This window comes from Frigoribacterium sp. AC512 (assembly GCF_979258295.1).
This window is the reverse complement of record NZ_OZ409850.1, coordinates 3,247,642-3,263,238: the sequence shown is the minus strand read 5'-3', so window position 1 is coordinate 3,263,238 and position 15,597 is coordinate 3,247,642. Positions and strand designations below refer to the sequence as shown.

At 72.2% G+C, this 15,597-nt stretch carries 19 protein-coding genes; 15 read left to right on the top strand and 4 right to left on the bottom strand.

All coding sequences use genetic code 11. The features are described from left to right. Nucleotides 1-2 precede the first annotated feature (2 nt). Nucleotides 3-581, top strand: coding sequence for an isopentenyl-diphosphate Delta-isomerase (gene idi, locus ACZZ97_RS15095; protein ID WP_463473677.1), 579 nt, complete (start codon nt 3-5; stop codon nt 579-581). A 75-nt stretch (nt 582-656) separates the two neighbouring features. Here the strand turns inward: idi and ACZZ97_RS15090 are convergent, their stop codons facing one another. Next, entirely contained in the window at nt 657-1,772 is a 1,116-nt protein-coding gene (locus ACZZ97_RS15090) for a fatty acid desaturase family protein (protein WP_314104537.1), read from the bottom strand. A 283-nt stretch (nt 1,773-2,055) separates the two neighbouring features. Between ACZZ97_RS15090 and ACZZ97_RS15085 the strand changes: the two genes are divergently transcribed. Further along, the gene (locus ACZZ97_RS15085) at nt 2,056-2,853 is read left to right on the top strand and encodes a DUF308 domain-containing protein (protein WP_463473676.1); all 798 of its coding nucleotides are present in this window, start codon (nt 2,056-2,058) and stop codon (nt 2,851-2,853) included. Then, nucleotides 2,850-3,095 (top strand): hypothetical protein, encoded by a 246-nt coding sequence (locus tag ACZZ97_RS15080; RefSeq protein WP_314104542.1) that lies wholly within the window; start codon nt 2,850-2,852, stop codon nt 3,093-3,095. Before ACZZ97_RS15085 ends, ACZZ97_RS15080 begins: the two co-directional genes overlap by 4 nt. Before the next feature lie 429 nt (nt 3,096-3,524). On the opposite strand, the gene purB is transcribed toward ACZZ97_RS15080, so the two are convergent. The 3 genes from purB to ACZZ97_RS15065 are packed head-to-tail and all read right to left on the bottom strand — an operon-like array spanning nt 3,525 to nt 5,808. After that, on the bottom strand, nt 3,525-4,907 hold the full coding sequence (purB, locus tag ACZZ97_RS15075; protein ID WP_463473675.1) for an adenylosuccinate lyase: 1,383 nt from the start codon (nt 4,905-4,907) through the stop codon (nt 3,525-3,527). Further along, entirely contained in the window at nt 4,904-5,353 is a 450-nt protein-coding gene (locus ACZZ97_RS15070) for a low molecular weight protein-tyrosine-phosphatase (RefSeq protein WP_146905901.1), read from the bottom strand. The genes purB and ACZZ97_RS15070 overlap by 4 nt, the downstream gene beginning before the upstream one ends. A 50-nt stretch (nt 5,354-5,403) precedes the next feature. Then, nucleotides 5,404-5,808, bottom strand: a complete 405-nt coding sequence (locus tag ACZZ97_RS15065; RefSeq protein ID WP_463473674.1) for a phage holin family protein — start codon at nt 5,806-5,808, stop codon at nt 5,404-5,406. 30 nt (nt 5,809-5,838) lie between these two features. Between ACZZ97_RS15065 and ACZZ97_RS15060 the strand changes: the two genes are divergently transcribed. The 12 genes from ACZZ97_RS15060 to ACZZ97_RS15005 all read left to right on the top strand — a co-directional run bounded on the left by ACZZ97_RS15060 (nt 5,839) and on the right by ACZZ97_RS15005 (nt 15,534). Continuing rightward, the gene (locus ACZZ97_RS15060; protein ID WP_314103701.1) at nt 5,839-6,909 is read left to right on the top strand and encodes a histidinol-phosphate transaminase; all 1,071 of its coding nucleotides are present in this window, start codon (nt 5,839-5,841) and stop codon (nt 6,907-6,909) included. Nucleotides 6,910-6,939: 30 nt separating this feature from the next. Beyond that, entirely contained in the window at nt 6,940-8,097 is a 1,158-nt protein-coding gene (locus tag ACZZ97_RS15055) for a thiamine pyrophosphate-dependent dehydrogenase E1 component subunit alpha (RefSeq protein WP_463473673.1), read from the top strand. 95 nt (nt 8,098-8,192) lie between these two features. Continuing rightward, the gene (locus ACZZ97_RS15050) at nt 8,193-9,158 is read left to right on the top strand and encodes an alpha-ketoacid dehydrogenase subunit beta (RefSeq protein WP_244638810.1); all 966 of its coding nucleotides are present in this window, start codon (nt 8,193-8,195) and stop codon (nt 9,156-9,158) included. 13 nt (nt 9,159-9,171) lie between these two features. Next, nucleotides 9,172-10,701: a dihydrolipoamide acetyltransferase family protein gene (locus ACZZ97_RS15045; protein WP_463473672.1), complete on the top strand. Its 1,530-nt coding sequence runs from the start codon at nt 9,172-9,174 to the stop codon at nt 10,699-10,701. A 75-nt stretch (nt 10,702-10,776) separates the two neighbouring features. Beyond that, nucleotides 10,777-11,781, top strand: a complete 1,005-nt coding sequence (locus ACZZ97_RS15040) for a metal ABC transporter solute-binding protein, Zn/Mn family (RefSeq protein WP_463473671.1) — start codon at nt 10,777-10,779, stop codon at nt 11,779-11,781. A gap of 74 nt (nt 11,782-11,855) precedes the next feature. Beyond that, on the top strand, nt 11,856-12,659 hold the full coding sequence (locus ACZZ97_RS15035; protein WP_463473816.1) for a metal ABC transporter ATP-binding protein: 804 nt from the start codon (nt 11,856-11,858) through the stop codon (nt 12,657-12,659). Beyond that, nucleotides 12,656-13,597, top strand: a complete 942-nt coding sequence (locus tag ACZZ97_RS15030) for a metal ABC transporter permease (RefSeq protein WP_314103719.1) — start codon at nt 12,656-12,658, stop codon at nt 13,595-13,597. The genes ACZZ97_RS15035 and ACZZ97_RS15030 overlap by 4 nt, the downstream gene beginning before the upstream one ends. Nucleotides 13,598-13,636: 39 nt before the next feature. After that, the gene (locus ACZZ97_RS15025; protein WP_133738809.1) at nt 13,637-14,074 is read left to right on the top strand and encodes a Fur family transcriptional regulator; all 438 of its coding nucleotides are present in this window, start codon (nt 13,637-13,639) and stop codon (nt 14,072-14,074) included. 288 nt (nt 14,075-14,362) lie between these two features. Continuing rightward, nucleotides 14,363-14,599 (top strand): 50S ribosomal protein L28, encoded by a 237-nt coding sequence (gene rpmB / locus ACZZ97_RS15020; RefSeq protein WP_123548488.1) that lies wholly within the window; start codon nt 14,363-14,365, stop codon nt 14,597-14,599. Then, nucleotides 14,599-14,766 carry a 50S ribosomal protein L33 gene (gene rpmG, locus ACZZ97_RS15015; RefSeq protein WP_043595944.1) on the top strand — a complete coding sequence of 56 codons (168 nt, stop codon included), beginning with the start codon at nt 14,599-14,601 and terminating at the stop codon, nt 14,764-14,766. Before rpmB ends, rpmG begins: the two co-directional genes overlap by 1 nt. A gap of 2 nt (nt 14,767-14,768) precedes the next feature. After that, nucleotides 14,769-15,074, top strand: a complete 306-nt coding sequence (rpsN, locus tag ACZZ97_RS15010; RefSeq protein ID WP_056058637.1) for a 30S ribosomal protein S14 — start codon at nt 14,769-14,771, stop codon at nt 15,072-15,074. A 172-nt stretch (nt 15,075-15,246) separates the two neighbouring features. Next, nucleotides 15,247-15,534 carry an HU family DNA-binding protein gene (locus ACZZ97_RS15005; RefSeq protein WP_043595940.1) on the top strand — a complete coding sequence of 96 codons (288 nt, stop codon included), beginning with the start codon at nt 15,247-15,249 and terminating at the stop codon, nt 15,532-15,534. Nucleotides 15,535-15,597: the final 63 nt, after the last annotated feature.

The following is a 15,597-nucleotide window of genomic DNA, read 5'->3' as shown; positions in this document are numbered from 1 at the left end:
TCATGACACCCGAGACCTCCGTGCATCCCCAGGCGCTCCGCAGCCCCCTCGCGAGCGACGGCGACGAGCTCGTGGTACTGCTCGACGAGGCCGGCGAGCCCTGCGGCACGCACCTCAAGGCGACCGTGCACACGGCGACGACGCCGCTGCACCTCGCCTTCAGCTGCCACGTGCTCGACGACCGCGGCCGGGTGCTCGTCACCCGCCGCGCCCTGTCGAAGAAGACCTGGCCCGGCGTCTGGACCAACTCCTTCTGCGGCCATCCCGCACCGGGCGAGACCCCCGAGGAGGCGGTGGCCCGGCGCGCGTCACAGGAGCTCGGCATCGAGGTCACGGACGTGACCAGCGTGCTGCCGGACTTCCGGTACCTCGCGACCGACGCCTCCGGCGTGGTCGAGAACGAGATCTGCCCCGTGTTCACCGCCCGCGCGGTCGGCGTGCCCGACCCGTCGCCCGACGAGGTGGCCGAGTGGGCCTGGACCGACCCCGCGGCGCTGCGCGACGCGGTCGCCGCGACCCCGTTCGCGTTCAGCCCGTGGCTCGGCTGGCAGCTCGAGGCCTGGCCGACGCCGCAGGGGTGATCGCCCCGCCGAGGAAGCACGACGGCGCCTGTCCCCTCGGGGACAGGCGCCGTCGTGCTCAGGACCGGGTGCCGCTCAGCGGGGGCGGAGCTGTGCCGCCGCCGGGCAGTCGAACGGGTCGCCGCCCGCGGCGAGGCCGACGCGGTTCAGGTAGCGGATGACGATGCCGTACGACTTGACGGCCGTCGTCTCCTGGTAGGGGATCTCGTGCGCGGCGCAGTGCGCCTTGACCAACTTCGACGCGGCACGCAGGTGCGGCCTCGCCATGCTCGGGAAGAGGTGGTGCTCGATCTGGTAGTTCAGGCCGCCCATGAACGCGGTCGAGAAGCGACCCGTGATGTTGCGCGAGGTGAGCACCTGCTTGCTGAGGAAGTCGACCTTGGCGCCCTCGGGGATGATCGGCATGCCCTTGTGGTTCGGCGCGAACGACGAGCCCATGTAGAGGCCGAACACGGCCATCTGCACGCCGATGAAGGCGAAGGCCATGCCGACGGGCAGGAAGAAGAAGACGACGCCGAAGTAGAGCACCATCCGCGTGGCGATCAGCGAGATCTCGAGCGCGCGGCCCTCGATCTTCTCCTTCGTGAGCAGCACCTTGAACGAGTGGACGTGCAGGTTGACGCCCTCGCCGAGCAGCAGCGGGAAGAAGAAGTAGCCCTGGCGACGCGTCAGGTGCTTCATGAGGCCGGTCTGCTTCGCCGCGTCCTCCTCGAGGAACGAGACCGTGTCGAACGCGATGTCCGGGTCCTTGCCCTTGGTGTTCGGGTTGGCGTGGTGCCGGGTGTGCTTCGACATCCACCACGCGTAGCTCATGCCGACGACGCCGGCGGCGAGGACGCGGCCGACCTTGTCGTTGCGGGTGCCGGAGTCGAAGACCTGGCGGTGCGCGGCCTCGTGGGTGAGGAACGCGAACTGCGTGAGGATGACGCCGAGGGCCGCGGCGATGAGCAGCTGGAACCAGCTGGAGCCGAGCAGGACGAAGCCGGTCGCGGCGCCGCCGAGGCAGGCCACGAGGATCACAAAGACCGTGACGTAGAAGCCGGTGCGGCGGCGGAGCAGGCCCGCCTCGCGCACGCTGGCGAGCAGGGCCGAGTAGGTGCTGGTCGGCTTGCTGGCACGACCGGCGACGGTCGGCCGGAAGCCGGACGAGACCGGGCCGGAGGCGCCGGTGGGGGGTGCGATGACGGACATGGAGCTCCCGCGGGTGTGTCGACTTCCCAGCCGTGGAGGTGAGCGGTGCGCCCCTAGATGCCCCTGACGCTAGGGGCACGGTCGGGGTCAGCGCCAGCGCAGGCGCCGATGCACAGCGATGCCGGGCGGATGCACAGGTGGGCCGAACGGTCGCGCGGGCGCGCGCGAGCGCGCGTGCCGGCGGCTCCTCGCTCGACGGCGAGCGACCCTCGCCGTCCCGCGCGGGACCTGCCAGGAGGGGGCGGTAAACTCCTCGGGTCCGCCCCGCCCAGGAAGAAGTACCGTGCCGTCTGCCTCCGTGCCCCCCGTGCCGTCCGGCGGCGACACGGCCGACCGGGGCCGCGCCTCCTCGGCTGGCTCCTCGGCGTACTGGCCCGTGCCCCTGGTGCGTGCGGTGCCCCTCCTCGTGACGGCCGCCGCCGTGACGTTCTCGCGTGACCACTCGCCGTTCGTCGGGCTCGTGTCCTTCGGCGTCGCCGCCCTGGTGGGCGGGCTGCTGCTCACCGTCGGCGTGCTGCTGCGCCTCGACGACCGCAGCAGCCGCACGCTGCAGGTCGTCCAGGGCGTGACGACCGTCGTCGCCGGTGCCGTCGCCCTCGCCGCCTCCGCGGCCGGGCTCGCGTTCTTCGTCGCGCTCGTGTCGGGCTGGGCGCTCGTCGCCGGCGCCCTCGAGCTCGTCGCCGGCCTGCGTCGCCGCGGCCGCTCGCCGCTCGCCCGCGACTGGACCAGCGTCGGGGTGCTGACGCTGGCGCTGGGCGTCGTGTTCCTGGTCGTGCCGCTCGACTACGCGCAGCCGCTCGGCGGCGTCGAGCAGATCGAGGGCGAGCTCACCTCGTCCACGGTGCTGGTGGGGGTCCTCGGCGCCTGGGCCGCGGTCGTCGGCGTGTTCCTGGTGATCGCCGGGCTGTCGCTGCGGTGGCAGACGGACGCGGGGCACAGCGCGGGGGGACACGGCGCCGCGGGGCACGACGCCGCGGGACGGACCGACGCGGGGCCGGCCGGCCGCCGCACGAGCACGAGCACGAGCACGAGCACTGACAGCAGCATCGACCCGACATCGGACGAGGGACAGCACGCATGACCACACCCAGCTGGCGCGAGCGCGTCCGTCCCGCCGAGTTCCTGGGCCTCAGCGCCGTGTTCGCCGTGTTCGTCGGCGTCGTCGTGCTGATGACCACCCGTCAGCTCGAGCTCGCGCTGATCTTCCTCTGCATCGGCTTCATCGTCGCGCTCGTCGTGATCGCGATGCTGGCCCTCGCCGCGAAGCCCAACGAGGACGAGCGCCACGAGATCGACGAGTCGGACCGCCCCAAGGGCCACTGACTCGGGCCCGCTGCCCCGCCCGACCCGGCCCCTCACTGCCCTCACCTCGTAATTTGAGAGGGATTCGTCTCAGGGCCGCCAGGATTCCGCGTATCCGGCTGCCGTACGCGCGGAACACTCGCGCCTTGCTCGCCCGCACGCGGCGCGGTCCGAGGCCGCTGCGGGTAGTGATCTCAAAGCGCGAGCGATCCGCGCCACGGCTCGCGGGAACGGTGGGCACGCGGCCCGCCGGCTGCCGGATCACTCTCAAATTTGAGAGCGACAGGGAGCGGGTGGGTTAGCGAGGGACCATCGCGTCGCGACGGGCGGGGATCGCGGAGCTTCGCGCCCGGCCCGCCGCGTCCGGCGTTCTGCGTGCTGCCCGCGGCGCGGCGCGGCGCCGCGCGACCTGCACGCAGCACGCAGCCGGCAGCCCGCAGAGCGCCGCGGCTAGCTCAGGCGGGCGACGAGGTCCGAGGCGAGGCCCGTGTAGGTCGCGGGGGTGAGCGCCACGAGGCGGGCCTTCGCGTCGGCGCCGATGTCGAGCCCCTCGACGAAGGCGACGAGGTCGGCCTGTGAGACGCGCTTGCCCCGGGTGAGCTCCTTGAGCATCGCGTAGGGGTCGGCGATCGACGAGCGCCCGGCGACGACCTCGGCGCGGATCACCGTCTGGATCGCCTCGCCGAGCACCTCCCAGTTGCCGTCGAGGTCGGCCTCGAGGGCCGCGGTGCCGACGGCGATCTCGCCGAGACCGCGGCGCAGGTTGTCGAGCGCGAGCACCGAGTGGCCGAGGGCGACGCCGATGTTGCGCTGGGCCGACGAGTCGGTGAGGTCGCGCTGCTGGCGCGAGGTGACGAGGGTCGCCGCGAGCGAGTCGAGCAGGGCGCACGACAGCTCGAGGTTGGCCTCGGCGTTCTCGAACTTGATCGGGTTGATCTTGTGCGGCATCGTCGACGACCCGGTGGCGCCCGCCTGCGGGATCTGCGTGAAGTAGCCCATCGAGATGTACGACCAGATGTCGGTCGCGAGGTTGTGCAGCACGCGGTTGGCGTGGGCGATGCGCGAGTAGAGCTCGGCCTGCCAGTCGTGCGACTCGATCTGGGTCGTGAGGGGGTTCCAGCTGAGGCCCAGGGCGTCCTCGACGAAGGCCCGCGAGATCTCGGGCCAGTCGGCCGACGGGTCGGCGACGACGTGCGCCGAGAACGTGCCGGTGGCGCCGCTGAACTTGCCGAGGTACTCGGTGCCGGCCACCTGGGCGCGGAGGCGCTGGAGGCGGTGCACGAAGACCGCGAACTCCTTGCCGACGGTCGTGGGGGTCGCGGGCTGGCCGTGCGTGTGCGCGAGCATCGGCACGTCGCGCGCGTCCGTGGCCCAGGTCGACAGGGCGTCGACGACGGCGTCGAGCGCCGGCAGCCAGACCTCGGCGACGGCGGCCTTGACGGTCACCGCGTACGAGAGGTTGTTGATGTCCTCGCTCGTGCAGGCGAAGTGCGTGAGCTCGGCGATCGGGTCGAGGCCCAGCTCGGACAGGCGGGCGCGGACGTAGTACTCGACCGCCTTGACGTCGTGGCGGGTCGTGGCCTCGAGCCCGGCGAGCTCGTCGATCGCGGGCTGCCCGAAGTCGGTGACGACGGCTCGCAGCGCCTCCTTCTGGTCGGCCGTGAGCGCCTCGGCGCCGAACGCGCCGCGGTCGGTCTGGGCGATCAGCCACTCGACCTCGACGTGCACGCGGGCTCGGTTGAGGCCCGCCTCGCTGAGGTGGTCGCCGAGCTGCCCCACGGAGGCGCGGTAGCGGCCGTCAAGCGGGCTGAGGGGCTGAGGGGGCAACGTCATGAGGGTCCCTTGCGGAGTGCGGGTTCGATCTGGCGGAAGAGGGCGGTGCAGGCTCGCTCGACCATGGCGAGCACGTCGTCGAACATGGCCGGGTCCGAGTAGTAGGGGTCGGGCACGTCGGAGCCGCCCTGCGCCGCGCCCTGGGGGTCGAACGACATGAGCAGCTGCACCTTCGAGCGGTCCGACTCGTTCTCGGCCCACGACCGGAGCACCCGTTCGTGGCCCCGGTCGAGCGCGACCACGAGGTCGTGACGAGCGAAGTCGGCGGTCGAGAACTGGGAGGCGCGGTGCCGGGAGCCATCGTAGCCACGGGCCCGCAGGGCCTCGACGGTGCGCGGATCGGCCCCCTCGCCGACGTGCCAGTCACCCGTGCCCGACGACGACACGTCGAGCGAGTCGGCGTGGCCGGCCCGGCGGGCGACCTCGCGCAGGACCACCTCGGCCATCGGCGACCGGCAGATGTTGCCGGTGCAGACGAAGACGACGCTGAGGCGGCTCACCGCCGGCGGTCGCTCGGCTCGACGATCGGGCGGATCACGATCCCGATCAGCCAGGCGACGACCGCGAGGACGAGCGCGCCGAGCACGCCCCACCAGAACCCGTCGACGACGAGGCCGAAGCCGATCTGCCCCGAGATCCAGGCGACGATGCCGAGGAGCAGCCCGTTGACGATCAGCGAGAGCAGCCCGAGGGTCAGCACGTAGAGGGGGAACGCCACGATGCGGATGACCGTGCCGACGACCCCGTTGACGATGCCGAAGATGAGCGCGACGAGCAGGTAGGTCAGCACGGTCTCGGTGGTGCCGCCGTCGCCGTACGCGTCGACCCGCACTCCCCCGACGACGAACGTGGTCGCCCAGAGGGCGAGGGCGTTGATCAGCAGCCGCACGAGGAATCGCATGGGTCCATCATGCCGCCCTAAGGTGGCCGGGTGAACGCTCCCGTCAGGCTCCGTCCCGAGATCGCCGCCCTGCCCGCCTACCGCCAGGGGAAGCAGGCCGCGCCCGACGCGTTCAAGCTGTCGTCGAACGAGAACCCGTTCGAGCCGCTGCCCGCCGTCGTCGACGCGCTCCGCGACGCCGTCGCGGTCAACCGCTACCCCGACGCGACGGCCGCCGGCCTCCGCGCCGCCCTCGCCGACAAGTTCGGCGTCACGACCGACGAGGTGCACGTGGGCGCCGGCAGCGTCTCGCTGCTGCAGCAGCTCGTGCTCGCCGCCGCGGCCCCGGGCGACGAGGTCGTCTACGCCTGGCGCTCGTTCGAGGCATACCCCGGGCTGGTCACCGTCAGCGGCGCGACCAGCGTGCAGGTGCCCCTCCGCGAGGACGGCAGCCACGACCTCGTCGCGATGGCCGCGGCCGTCGGCGAGCGCACCCGCCTGGTGATCGTCTGCTCGCCCAACAACCCCACCGGCACGGTCGTCACGACGACCGAGTTCGAGGAGTTCATGTCGGCCGTCCCCGACGACCTGCTGGTCGTGCTCGACGAGGCCTACGCCGAGTTCGTCACCGACGAGCACGCCGTCGACGGCCCGTCGCTCACCGAGCGGCACCCGAACCTGGTGGTGCTGCGCACGTTCTCGAAGGCGCACGGCCTGGCGGCGCTCCGCGTCGGGTACGCGATCGGCGCCTCCTCGGTGCTCGACGCCGCGCGCTCGACGGCGATCCCGCTGGCCGTGACCGCGCAGGGCCAGGCCGCCGCCCTGGCGTCGCTGGCCCACGAGGAGGAGCTGCTCGCGCGGGTGGACCGGATCGCGGTGCTGCGCGACCAGGTCTGGCGATCCCTCGTCGACCAGGGCTGGGAGCCGCCGCTCGCGCAGGGCAACTTCGTCTGGCTGCCGACCGGCGAGCACACCGCCCACGCCGCCGAGGTGTTCGAGACCCACGGCCTCGTCGTGCGCGCCTTCGCTCCCGAGGGCATCCGCGTCACGATCGGAGAGCCCGCGTCCGTCGACCGCCTCCTGCAGGCCGCGCAGGAGGTGCTGGGCACTACATCCGTGTGAGGGCATGAGAGCGCCAGTAGATTGGTCCGCATGTCCCTGAGCGAAACGAGCCGGCACCCCGGCACGGTCCAGCTGCTGACGCCCGCCGGCGAGCTGGTCCGCACCGACGAGACGGCCGAGTTCCTGCCCCTGATCGACGCCCTGAGCGACGACCAGCTGCGCGCGATGCACCGTGACATGGTGCTGACGCGGCGCTTCGACCGCGAGGCCGCCGCCCTCGCCCGTCAGGGCCAGCTCGCCCTGTGGGTGCCGAGCCACGGCCAGGAAGGCGCGCAGGTCGGCCTGGCGCACGCCACCCGCCCGCAGGACCACCTGTTCCCGTCGTACCGCGAGCACGCGGTCGCCCTCGCCCGCGGCGTCGACCCGGTCGACATCCTGCGCCTGCTGCGCGGCCACACGCACGGCGGCTGGGTGCCCGCCGACCACCAGAACTTCCACGTGTACACGCTCGTGATCGGCTCGCAGACGCTGCACGCCACGGGCTACGCGATGGGCCTCGGCCTCGACGGCAAGAGCGGCACCGGCGACCCCGAGGTCGACCAGGCCGTCGTCACCTTCTTCGGCGACGGGGCGACCAGCCAGGGCGACGTCAACGAGGCGATGATCTTCGCGACGAGCTTCCAGACGCCCGAGCTGTTCTTCCTGCAGAACAACCAGTGGGCCATCAGCGTGCCGGTGTCGCGCCAGTCGCGCACGCCGCTCGTCGACCGTGCCGCCGGCTTCGGCCTGCCCGCGACCCAGATCGACGGCAACGACGTGCTCGCGAGCTACGCCGTGAGCCGCCGCGACCTCGAGGCCGCCCGCTCGGGCTCCGGTCCCCGGTTCATCGAGGCGATGACGTACCGCATCGGCGCGCACACCTCGTCCGACGACCCGAGCAAGTACCGCACCGACGACGAGCTGCAGGGCTGGATCGCCCGCGACCCGATCGACCGCTTCGCCGCGTTCCTCCGGTCGCGCGGCGAGGGCGACGCGTTCTTCGCCGGGCTCGAGGCCGAGGGCGACGACCTGGGCCACGACGTCCGCACCCGCACGACGTCGCTGCCCGCGCCCGACCCGTCGCTGATGTTCGAGCACGTCTACAGCGAGCCGCACCCCGTCATGCGCGAGCAGCACGAGTGGCTCACCCACTACGAACAGGGCCTCGGCGGCGACGCCGGCTCCGACTCTGCAGGAGGACGCGCATGAGCGACGTGACGACCACCCCCGCTGCCGCCGCGCCGGCCGCCGGTCCGCAGGGCGGCGTCGGCGTCGACGAGCCGACCCGCGCCTCCCTCGAGACCATGCCGCTCGGCAAGGCGATCAACGCCGGTCTCCGCCGCGCCATGGCCGACGACCCGCGCGTGCTGCTCATGGGCGAGGACATCGGCACGCTCGGCGGCGTGTTCCGCGTGACCGAGGGGCTGCAGGCCGAGTTCGGCGAGAACAGGGTCATCGACACTCCCCTCGCCGAGTCGGGCATCGTCGGCAGCGCCATCGGCCTCGCGATGGCCGGCTTCCGCCCCGTCGTCGAGATCCAGTTCGACGGGTTCATCTACCCCGGCTTCGACCAGATCGTCTCGCAGCTCGCCAAGATGACCAACCGCCACGAGGGCTCGGTCACGATGCCCGTGGTCATCCGGGTGCCCTACGGCGGGCACATCGGCGCCGTCGAGCACCACCAGGAGAGCCCGGAGGCCTACTTCGCGCACACGGCCGGCCTGCGGGTCGTCAGCCCGAGCACGCCGCACGACGCCTACTGGATGATCCAGGAGGCGATCGCGTCGAACGACCCGGTCATGTTCTTCGAGCCCAAGAGCCGCTACTGGCCCAAGGGCGAGGTCGACCTCGCCGAGCCGCACGCGCCCCTGCACGCCAGCCGCGTCGTCCGCACCGGCACGGAGGTCACCCTGCTCGGCCACGGCGCCATGGTCAGCGTGCTGCTGCAGGCCGCCGAGATCGCGGCCGCCGAGGGCATCTCGGCCGAGGTCGTCGACCTGCGGTCGCTGTCGCCGATCGACTACGCGCCGATCCTCGAGTCGGTCCGCAAGACCGGCCGCCTCGTCGTCGCCCAGGAGGCGCCCGGCTTCGTCAGCGTCGGCTCCGAGATCGCCGCGACGGTCGCCGAGAAGGCGTTCTACTCGCTCGAGGCCCCGGTGCTGCGCGTGAGCGGGTTCGACACGCCCTTCCCGCCCGCCAAGCTCGAGACCCTCTACCTGCCCGACGCCGACCGCGTGCTCGAGGCCGTCGACCGCGCTCTCGCGTACTGAGAGGAACACCTCCGTGACCAGTGAGTTCTCCCTTCCCGACGTCGGCGAGGGCCTGACCGAGGCCGAGATCGTCGAGTGGAAGGTCGCCCCGGGCGACACCGTCCAGATCAACCAGGTTCTGGTCGAGATCGAGACGGCCAAGTCGCTCGTCGAGCTGCCCTCGCCCTACGCGGGCGTCGTCGAGAGCGTGCTCGTCGCCAGCGGCGAGACCGTCGACGTCGGCACCCCGATCATCACCATCGCCGACGGCACCGGACCGGCGACGCCGTCCGACCGGGCCGCCGAGGCCGCGTCCGGCGAGTCGGGCGCGCTCGCCCGCACCGCCCAGATCATCGCGCAGGAGGAGGCGGCGCTCTCCGAGCAGCGCGCTCGCCAGTCCGCGCCCGCCCCTGCTGCCCCGCCCGCGCCTCCTGCGCCCTCGGCCGACGAGGTGGCCGCGTCCGGCAGCACCGGCACCGTGCCGTCCGCGGCGTCGACGGCTCCGTCGACCTCGGCGCCGTCGGCGTCGGGTTCATCGGCCGACTCGGGCTCGGGCGCCGTGCTCGTGGGCTACGGCGCCGCGGGCGGCCACGGCCAGACCCGGCGCCGCAAGCCGTCGCAGGGCGAGGTCGACGCGCGCCAGCTGCGCGTGGCCGAGCAGGCCCGCCGCCGGCCGACGACCTCGGTGCCCGCCGCGCTCGCGCTGCCGATCATCGCCAAGCCGCCGATCCGCAAGCTCGCGAAAGACCTGGAGGTCGACCTCGCGACCGTGCAGCCGACCGGCCTCGCGGGCGAGGTCACGCGCGACGACGTCATCCGCCACGCGCAGCAGGCGAGCGTGTTCCGCAACATCGAGACCCCCGAGTGGAGCGAGGAGCGCGTCGAGCGCATCCCCGTCAAGGGCGTCCGCAAGGCCATCGCCGCCGCGATGACCTCGTCCGCCTTCACCGCGCCGCACGTCAGCCTCTTCGTCGACGTCGACGCGACCCGCACGATGGAGTTCGTCAAGCGCCTCAAGGCCTCGCCGCAGTTCGCGGGCGTCAAGGTCTCGCCGCTGCTGATCATGGCCAAGGCGATCATCTGGGCCGTGCGGCGCAACCCGATGGTGAACTCGGCCTGGACCGACCGCGAGATCCTCGTGCACCACTTCGTCAACCTCGGCATCGCCGCGGCGACGCCCCGCGGCCTGATCGTCCCGAACGTCAAGGAGGCGCAGTCGATGAGCCTCCTCGAGCTCGCCCAGGCGCTCGAGCAGCTGACCCTCACGGCCCGCGACGGCAAGACGAGCCCGGCCGACATGCGCGACGGCACCATCACGATCACCAACATCGGGGTCTTCGGCATGGACACCGGCACGCCGATCCTCAACCCGGGCGAGGTGGCCATCGTCGCGCTCGGCACGATCAAGGCGAAGCCGTGGGTCGTCGACGGCGAGGTGCGGTCGCGCATGGTGACGACGATCGGCGCCAGCTTCGACCACCGCGTCGTCGACGGCGACGTGGCGAGCCGCTTCGTGGCCGACGTGGCGAGCGTGCTCGAGGAGCCGGCCCTCCTGCTCGACTGAGCGGGCGCCTCCTCGGCTCCGCCTGTCGCGGCAGCCTATTTTGACAATCATTATCAGTAGCAATAGCGTGGCGGCATGAAGACACCGCGCGCCCTGTCGCTGCTCGCCCTGCCCGCCGCCGTGCTCGTGCTGAGCGGCTGCGCCTCGGGCGACGGTGCCGGTGGCGCCGGCTCGTCGTCGGACGACGGAGGCGCCATAGCCGTGGTCGCGTCGACCAACGTCTACGGGAACATCGCGGAGACGGTCGGCGGCGACGCGGTCGACGTCACCAGCGTCATCAGCGACCCCTCGCAGGACCCGCACTCGTACGAGGCCGACGCCCGCACGCAGCTCGCCGTCTCGCGCGCCGACGTCGTCATCGAGAACGGCGGCGGCTACGACGAGTTCATGCACACGCTGCTCGACGCCAGCGGGTCGGACGCGGCCGTGATCGACGCCGTCGAGGTGAGCGGCCTCGACGCCGACGAGCACGGCGACGAGGCGCACGCCGACGAGTCCGGCGAGGCGCACGCCGACGAGTCGGGCGAGGCCGACGACCACGGGCACGACCACGGCGAGTTCAACGAGCACGTCTTCTACAGCCTGCCCTCGATGGCAGCCCTCGCCACGGCGATCGCCGACGAGCTCGGCTCGGTCGACCCTGCCCAGGCCGACACGTTCAGCGCGAACGCCGCGGCGTTCGGCGAGCAGATCGCCGACCTGGAGGCGCAGGCCGCCGAGGTGAAGACCGCGCACGACGGCGAGTCGGTCGCCTACACCGAGCCGGTGCCGGGGTACCTCTTCGACGCCATGGGGCTCGTGAACGTGACCCCCTCCGACTTCTCCGAGGCGATCGAGGAGGGCGACGACGTGTCGCCCGCCGCCCTGAACGAGACCCTGCAGCTGTTCTCGGCCGGCACCGTCGACCTGCTCGCCTACAACGAGCAGACCTCCAGCCCCGAGACCGAGCAGGTCGAGCAGGCGGCCACCGACGCGGGCGTCGCGATCGTCCCGGTGACGGAGCTGCTCCCGACAGGGGATGATTACGTCTCGTGGCAGCAGAGCAACATCGACGCGATCACGGCGGCGCTCGACAAGTGACCCCCGGCACGACCGACGCCTCCGTCGCCGCCGCCCACCGCGCCTCCTCGGCCGGGGGCGGCGGCGACGCCGTGCTGCGCCTGCGCGGCGCGGGCGTGTCGTTCGGCGACCGCACGCTCTGGTCGGGGCTCGACCTCGACGTGGCCCCGGGCGAGTTCCTCGCCGTGCTCGGGCCCAACGGCGCGGGCAAGACCACGCTGCTGCGCGCCGTGCTCGGCCAGCAGCAGCTCGCCGAGGGCACCCTCGAGTTCCTCGGCCGTCCGGTCGGCCGCGGCCACCGCCGCATCGGGTACGTGCCGCAGCAGCGGCTGATGGAGGCGGGCACCCCGCTGCGGACCCGCGACATGATCGCGCTCGGCGTCACCGGGCACCGCTGGGGCCTGCGCCGCGAGTCGGCCGCCGAGCGCGCGACGATCGACGCCCTCGTCGACGAGGTGGGCGCCTCCTCGTTCGCCTCGGCCCCCGTGGCCAGCCTGTCGGGCGGCGAGCAGCAGCGCGCCCGCGTGGGCCAGGCCCTCGCGGCCGAGCCAGCCCTGCTGCTCTGCGACGAGCCCCTGATCTCGCTCGACCTGCGGCACCAGCGCGGGGTCACGGAGCTGATCGACCGCCAGCGACGCGCGCGCGGGGCGGCCGTCGTGTTCGTGACCCACGACGTGAACCCGATCCTCGACGTCGTCGACCGGGTGCTCTACCTGGCCGGCGGCAAGTTCCGCGTCGGCACCCCCGACGAGGTGCTGCAGGCGCCCGTGCTCAGCGAGCTCTACGGCACGCCCGTCGACGTGGTGCGCACCATGGGGCGCATCGTGATCGTCGGCGGCCAGGGGCACGACGACCACCACGCCGACGAGCACGACGACGACGAAGGACTCGTGCGGTGACCGACCTCTGGACCCAGCTGTTCTCGTTCCAGGACTTCGGCGAGCTCGTCGTGCTGGTGCGCAACTCGATCATCGCGGGCGCCGTGCTGGGCCTCGTCGGCGGGCTCATCGGGCCGTTCGTCATCACCCGCAACCTGCCCTTCGCCGTGCACGGCATCAGCGAGCTCTCGTTCGCCGGGGCCTCGGCGGCCCTGCTGATCGGCGCGAACGTCGTGGGCGGCTCGGTCGTCGGCAGCGTCGTCGCCGCCCTGCTGATCGGCCTGCTCGGGTCGCGGGCGCGCGAGCGGAACTCGATCATCGCGGTGCTCATGCCCGCCGGGCTCGGCCTCGGCATCCTGTTCCTCGCCCTGTACCGGGGGCGGTCGGCGAACAAGTTCGGCCTGCTCACCGGTCAGATCGTGTCGGTCGACAACCCGCAGCTGGGCTGGCTCATCGCCATCTCGGCCGTCGTGATCGTGGTGCTGCTCGTGATCTGGCGACCGTTGACGTTCGCCAGCGTCGACCCCGACGTCGCGGCGGCGGCGGGCATCCCGGTGCGGGCGCTCGGCCTCGTCTTCATGCTCGTGCTCGGCCTCGCGGTGGCGGTCTCGGTGCAGATCGTGGGCGCCCTGCTCGTTCTCGCGCTGCTGGTCACCCCGGCGGCGGCGGCCCTGCGGCTCACCGTCGACCCGCGCCTCGTGCCCGTGCTCAGCGTCGTGTTCGCGGTCGTGTCCGTGGTGGGCGGCATCCTGCTGGCGCTCGGCGGCGGCCTGCCGATCAGCCCGTACGTCACGACCATCTCGTTCCTGATCTGGCTCGTCTGCCGCGTCGTCGGCGGGCGACGGGAGAGCCGAGGAGGCGGGCGGACAGGCCGAGGAGGCGGGCGGGAGGGCCGAGGAGGCGCCCCCGGTCGCCCCCAGGCCGCCCCGGTAGCCTCGACGACGACGAAGGAGGCCTGACGTGGTCGGACCTGCACGACCGAGGCACGGAGGTGCGCAGTGGTAGCCAAGCGGAACACGTGGCAGCGCGAGGCCGTGCGCGAGGCGCTCGGCCGCAGCGAGGGCTTCGTCAGCGCCCAGTCGCTGCACGGGCAGCTCCGCGAGACGGGGTCGCCGATCGGGCTCGCCACCGTCTATCGCGCGCTCGCGGACCTCGCCACCGACGGCGCCGCCGACTCGCTGCAGCAGGAGGGCGAGAGCCTCTACCGCGCCTGCACGCCGGGCACGCACCACCACCACCTCATCTGCCGCACCTGCGGCACCACGGTCGAGATCGAGGCCGACGCGGTCGAGACCTGGGCCCGCCAGGTCGCCGCCCAGCACGGCTTCACCGAGGCGCAGCACATCGTCGACGTGTTCGGCACCTGCGCGGCGTGCACGGCCGAGAAGGCCGCAGGACGCGACCCTGCCGTGACGCGCGGCGGCGCTGCCGGCTGAGCCGCGCCTCCCGGGCTCGGGGCGTCGCGGCTCCTGGGCCGTGGCTCGCTGCGCGTCGGGATCGCTGCGCCCTGGGCCCGCAGCCCTCGGGGCCCGCAGTTGACCCGGGTCGGGCGTGTCGCGTAAGCTCTTCCTTTGGTTGGGCGCTCTCTGCGCCCATGTGCACCGATCCCCGAGCACCACGGTCCGTCATGCGGGCCGAGCGGGGTGACGCGCGCCGACAAGTGACCTTGGGTAGGGGTCGCCGTCCTCGGACGGCGAGCTCCTACGGTACCTACGGAGGAAATCATGGCAGCAACCTGCCAGGTGACCGGAGCCATTCCTGGTTTCGGCCACAACATCTCGCACTCGCACCGACGCACCAAGCGCCGTTTCGACCCGAACATCCAGAAGAAGACGTACTACGTGCCGTCGCTGCGCCGGAAGGTGACCCTCCAGCTCAGCGCCAAGGGCATCAAGGTCATCGACGCTCGTGGCATCGAGTCGGTCGTCAAGGACCTGCTCGCTCGTGGGGAGAAGATCTAATGGCTCGTCAGCAGGACGTTCGTCCCATCATCAAGCTCCGCTCGACGGCGGGCACCGGTTTCACGTACGTGACCAAGAAGAACCGTCGCAACAACCCCGACCGCCTGGTTCTCAAGAAGTACGACCCGGTCATCCGCAAGCACGTCGAATTCCGCGAGGAGCGCTAAGCATGGCCAAGAAGAGCAAGATCGCCAAGAACGACCAGCGTGCCGTCATCGTCGCACGCTACGCCGAGAAGCGCCTCGAGCTGAAGAAGGCCCTGGTCGACCCGGCCGGCACCGACGAGAGCCGCGAGGCCGCTCGCCTCGGCCTGCAGAAGCTGCCGCGCGACGCGTCGCCGGTCCGCCTCCGCAACCGCGACGCGATCGACGGTCGCCCCCGCGGTCACCTCAAGGAGTACGGCATCAGCCGTGTGCGCTTCCGCGACATGGCTCACCGTGGTGAGCTTCCGGGCATCACGAAGTCTTCCTGGTAGGTTCGAGCCGTTTCCCGGGGCCTCGGCCCCGGGTCTGAGCTGGACAGCCCGGGGCCTCGGCCCCGGGGCTGAGCTACACGGGCGGAGGGCCCTCGGCCCTGCCGTCTGATCCGAACAGGCACGGTGAACGCCGTGCCATGTCTCACCGAACGAAGTCCGAGGAGGACACCACATGGCTGACAAGTCACTGAACCGCACCGAGCTCGTCGCAGCTGTCGCTTCCGAGTCCGGCCAGAGCCAGGCCGCCGTCAGCGGCGTCGTCGACGCTTTCTTCTCCGTCGTGTCGAAGTCGGTCGCCGACGGCACGAAGGTCACCATCCCCGGATGGATCGCCTTCGAGAAGACGCACCGCGCCGCCCGCACGGGTCGCAACCCGCAGACGGGCGAGGCCCTCGAGATCGCCGCGAGCGACTCGGTCAAGGTCAGCGCCGGCAGCAAGCTCAAGGCTGCGGTCAAGTAGTCCTCCGCTTCTCACGAAGCACCCGGGAGAGGGCGGCGACTTCGGTCGCCGCCCTCTCTCGCG

Excerpts from the sequence above, each read along its gene's own strand:
- idi (WP_463473677.1), top strand. The coding sequence starts at position 3 with ATGACACCCGAGACCTCCGTGCATCCCCAGGCGCTCCGCAGCCCCCTC.
- ACZZ97_RS15090 (WP_314104537.1), bottom strand. The coding sequence starts at position 1,772 with ATGTCCGTCATCGCACCCCCCACCGGCGCCTCCGGCCCGGTCTCGTCC.
- ACZZ97_RS15080 (WP_314104542.1), top strand. The coding sequence starts at position 2,850 with ATGACCACACCCAGCTGGCGCGAGCGCGTCCGTCCCGCCGAGTTCCTG.
- purB (WP_463473675.1), bottom strand. The coding sequence starts at position 4,907 with ATGACGTTGCCCCCTCAGCCCCTCAGCCCGCTTGACGGCCGCTACCGC.
- ACZZ97_RS15070 (WP_146905901.1), bottom strand. The coding sequence starts at position 5,353 with ATGGCCGAGGTGGTCCTGCGCGAGGTCGCCCGCCGGGCCGGCCACGCC.
- ACZZ97_RS15065 (WP_463473674.1), bottom strand. The coding sequence starts at position 5,808 with ATGCGATTCCTCGTGCGGCTGCTGATCAACGCCCTCGCCCTCTGGGCG.
- ACZZ97_RS15055 (WP_463473673.1), top strand. The coding sequence starts at position 6,940 with ATGTCCCTGAGCGAAACGAGCCGGCACCCCGGCACGGTCCAGCTGCTG.
- ACZZ97_RS15050 (WP_244638810.1), top strand. The coding sequence starts at position 8,193 with ATGCCGCTCGGCAAGGCGATCAACGCCGGTCTCCGCCGCGCCATGGCC.
- ACZZ97_RS15040 (WP_463473671.1), top strand. The coding sequence starts at position 10,777 with ATGAAGACACCGCGCGCCCTGTCGCTGCTCGCCCTGCCCGCCGCCGTG.
- rpmB (WP_123548488.1), top strand. The coding sequence starts at position 14,363 with ATGGCAGCAACCTGCCAGGTGACCGGAGCCATTCCTGGTTTCGGCCAC.
- rpmG (WP_043595944.1), top strand. The coding sequence starts at position 14,599 with ATGGCTCGTCAGCAGGACGTTCGTCCCATCATCAAGCTCCGCTCGACG.
- rpsN (WP_056058637.1), top strand. The coding sequence starts at position 14,769 with ATGGCCAAGAAGAGCAAGATCGCCAAGAACGACCAGCGTGCCGTCATC.
- ACZZ97_RS15005 (WP_043595940.1), top strand. The coding sequence starts at position 15,247 with ATGGCTGACAAGTCACTGAACCGCACCGAGCTCGTCGCAGCTGTCGCT.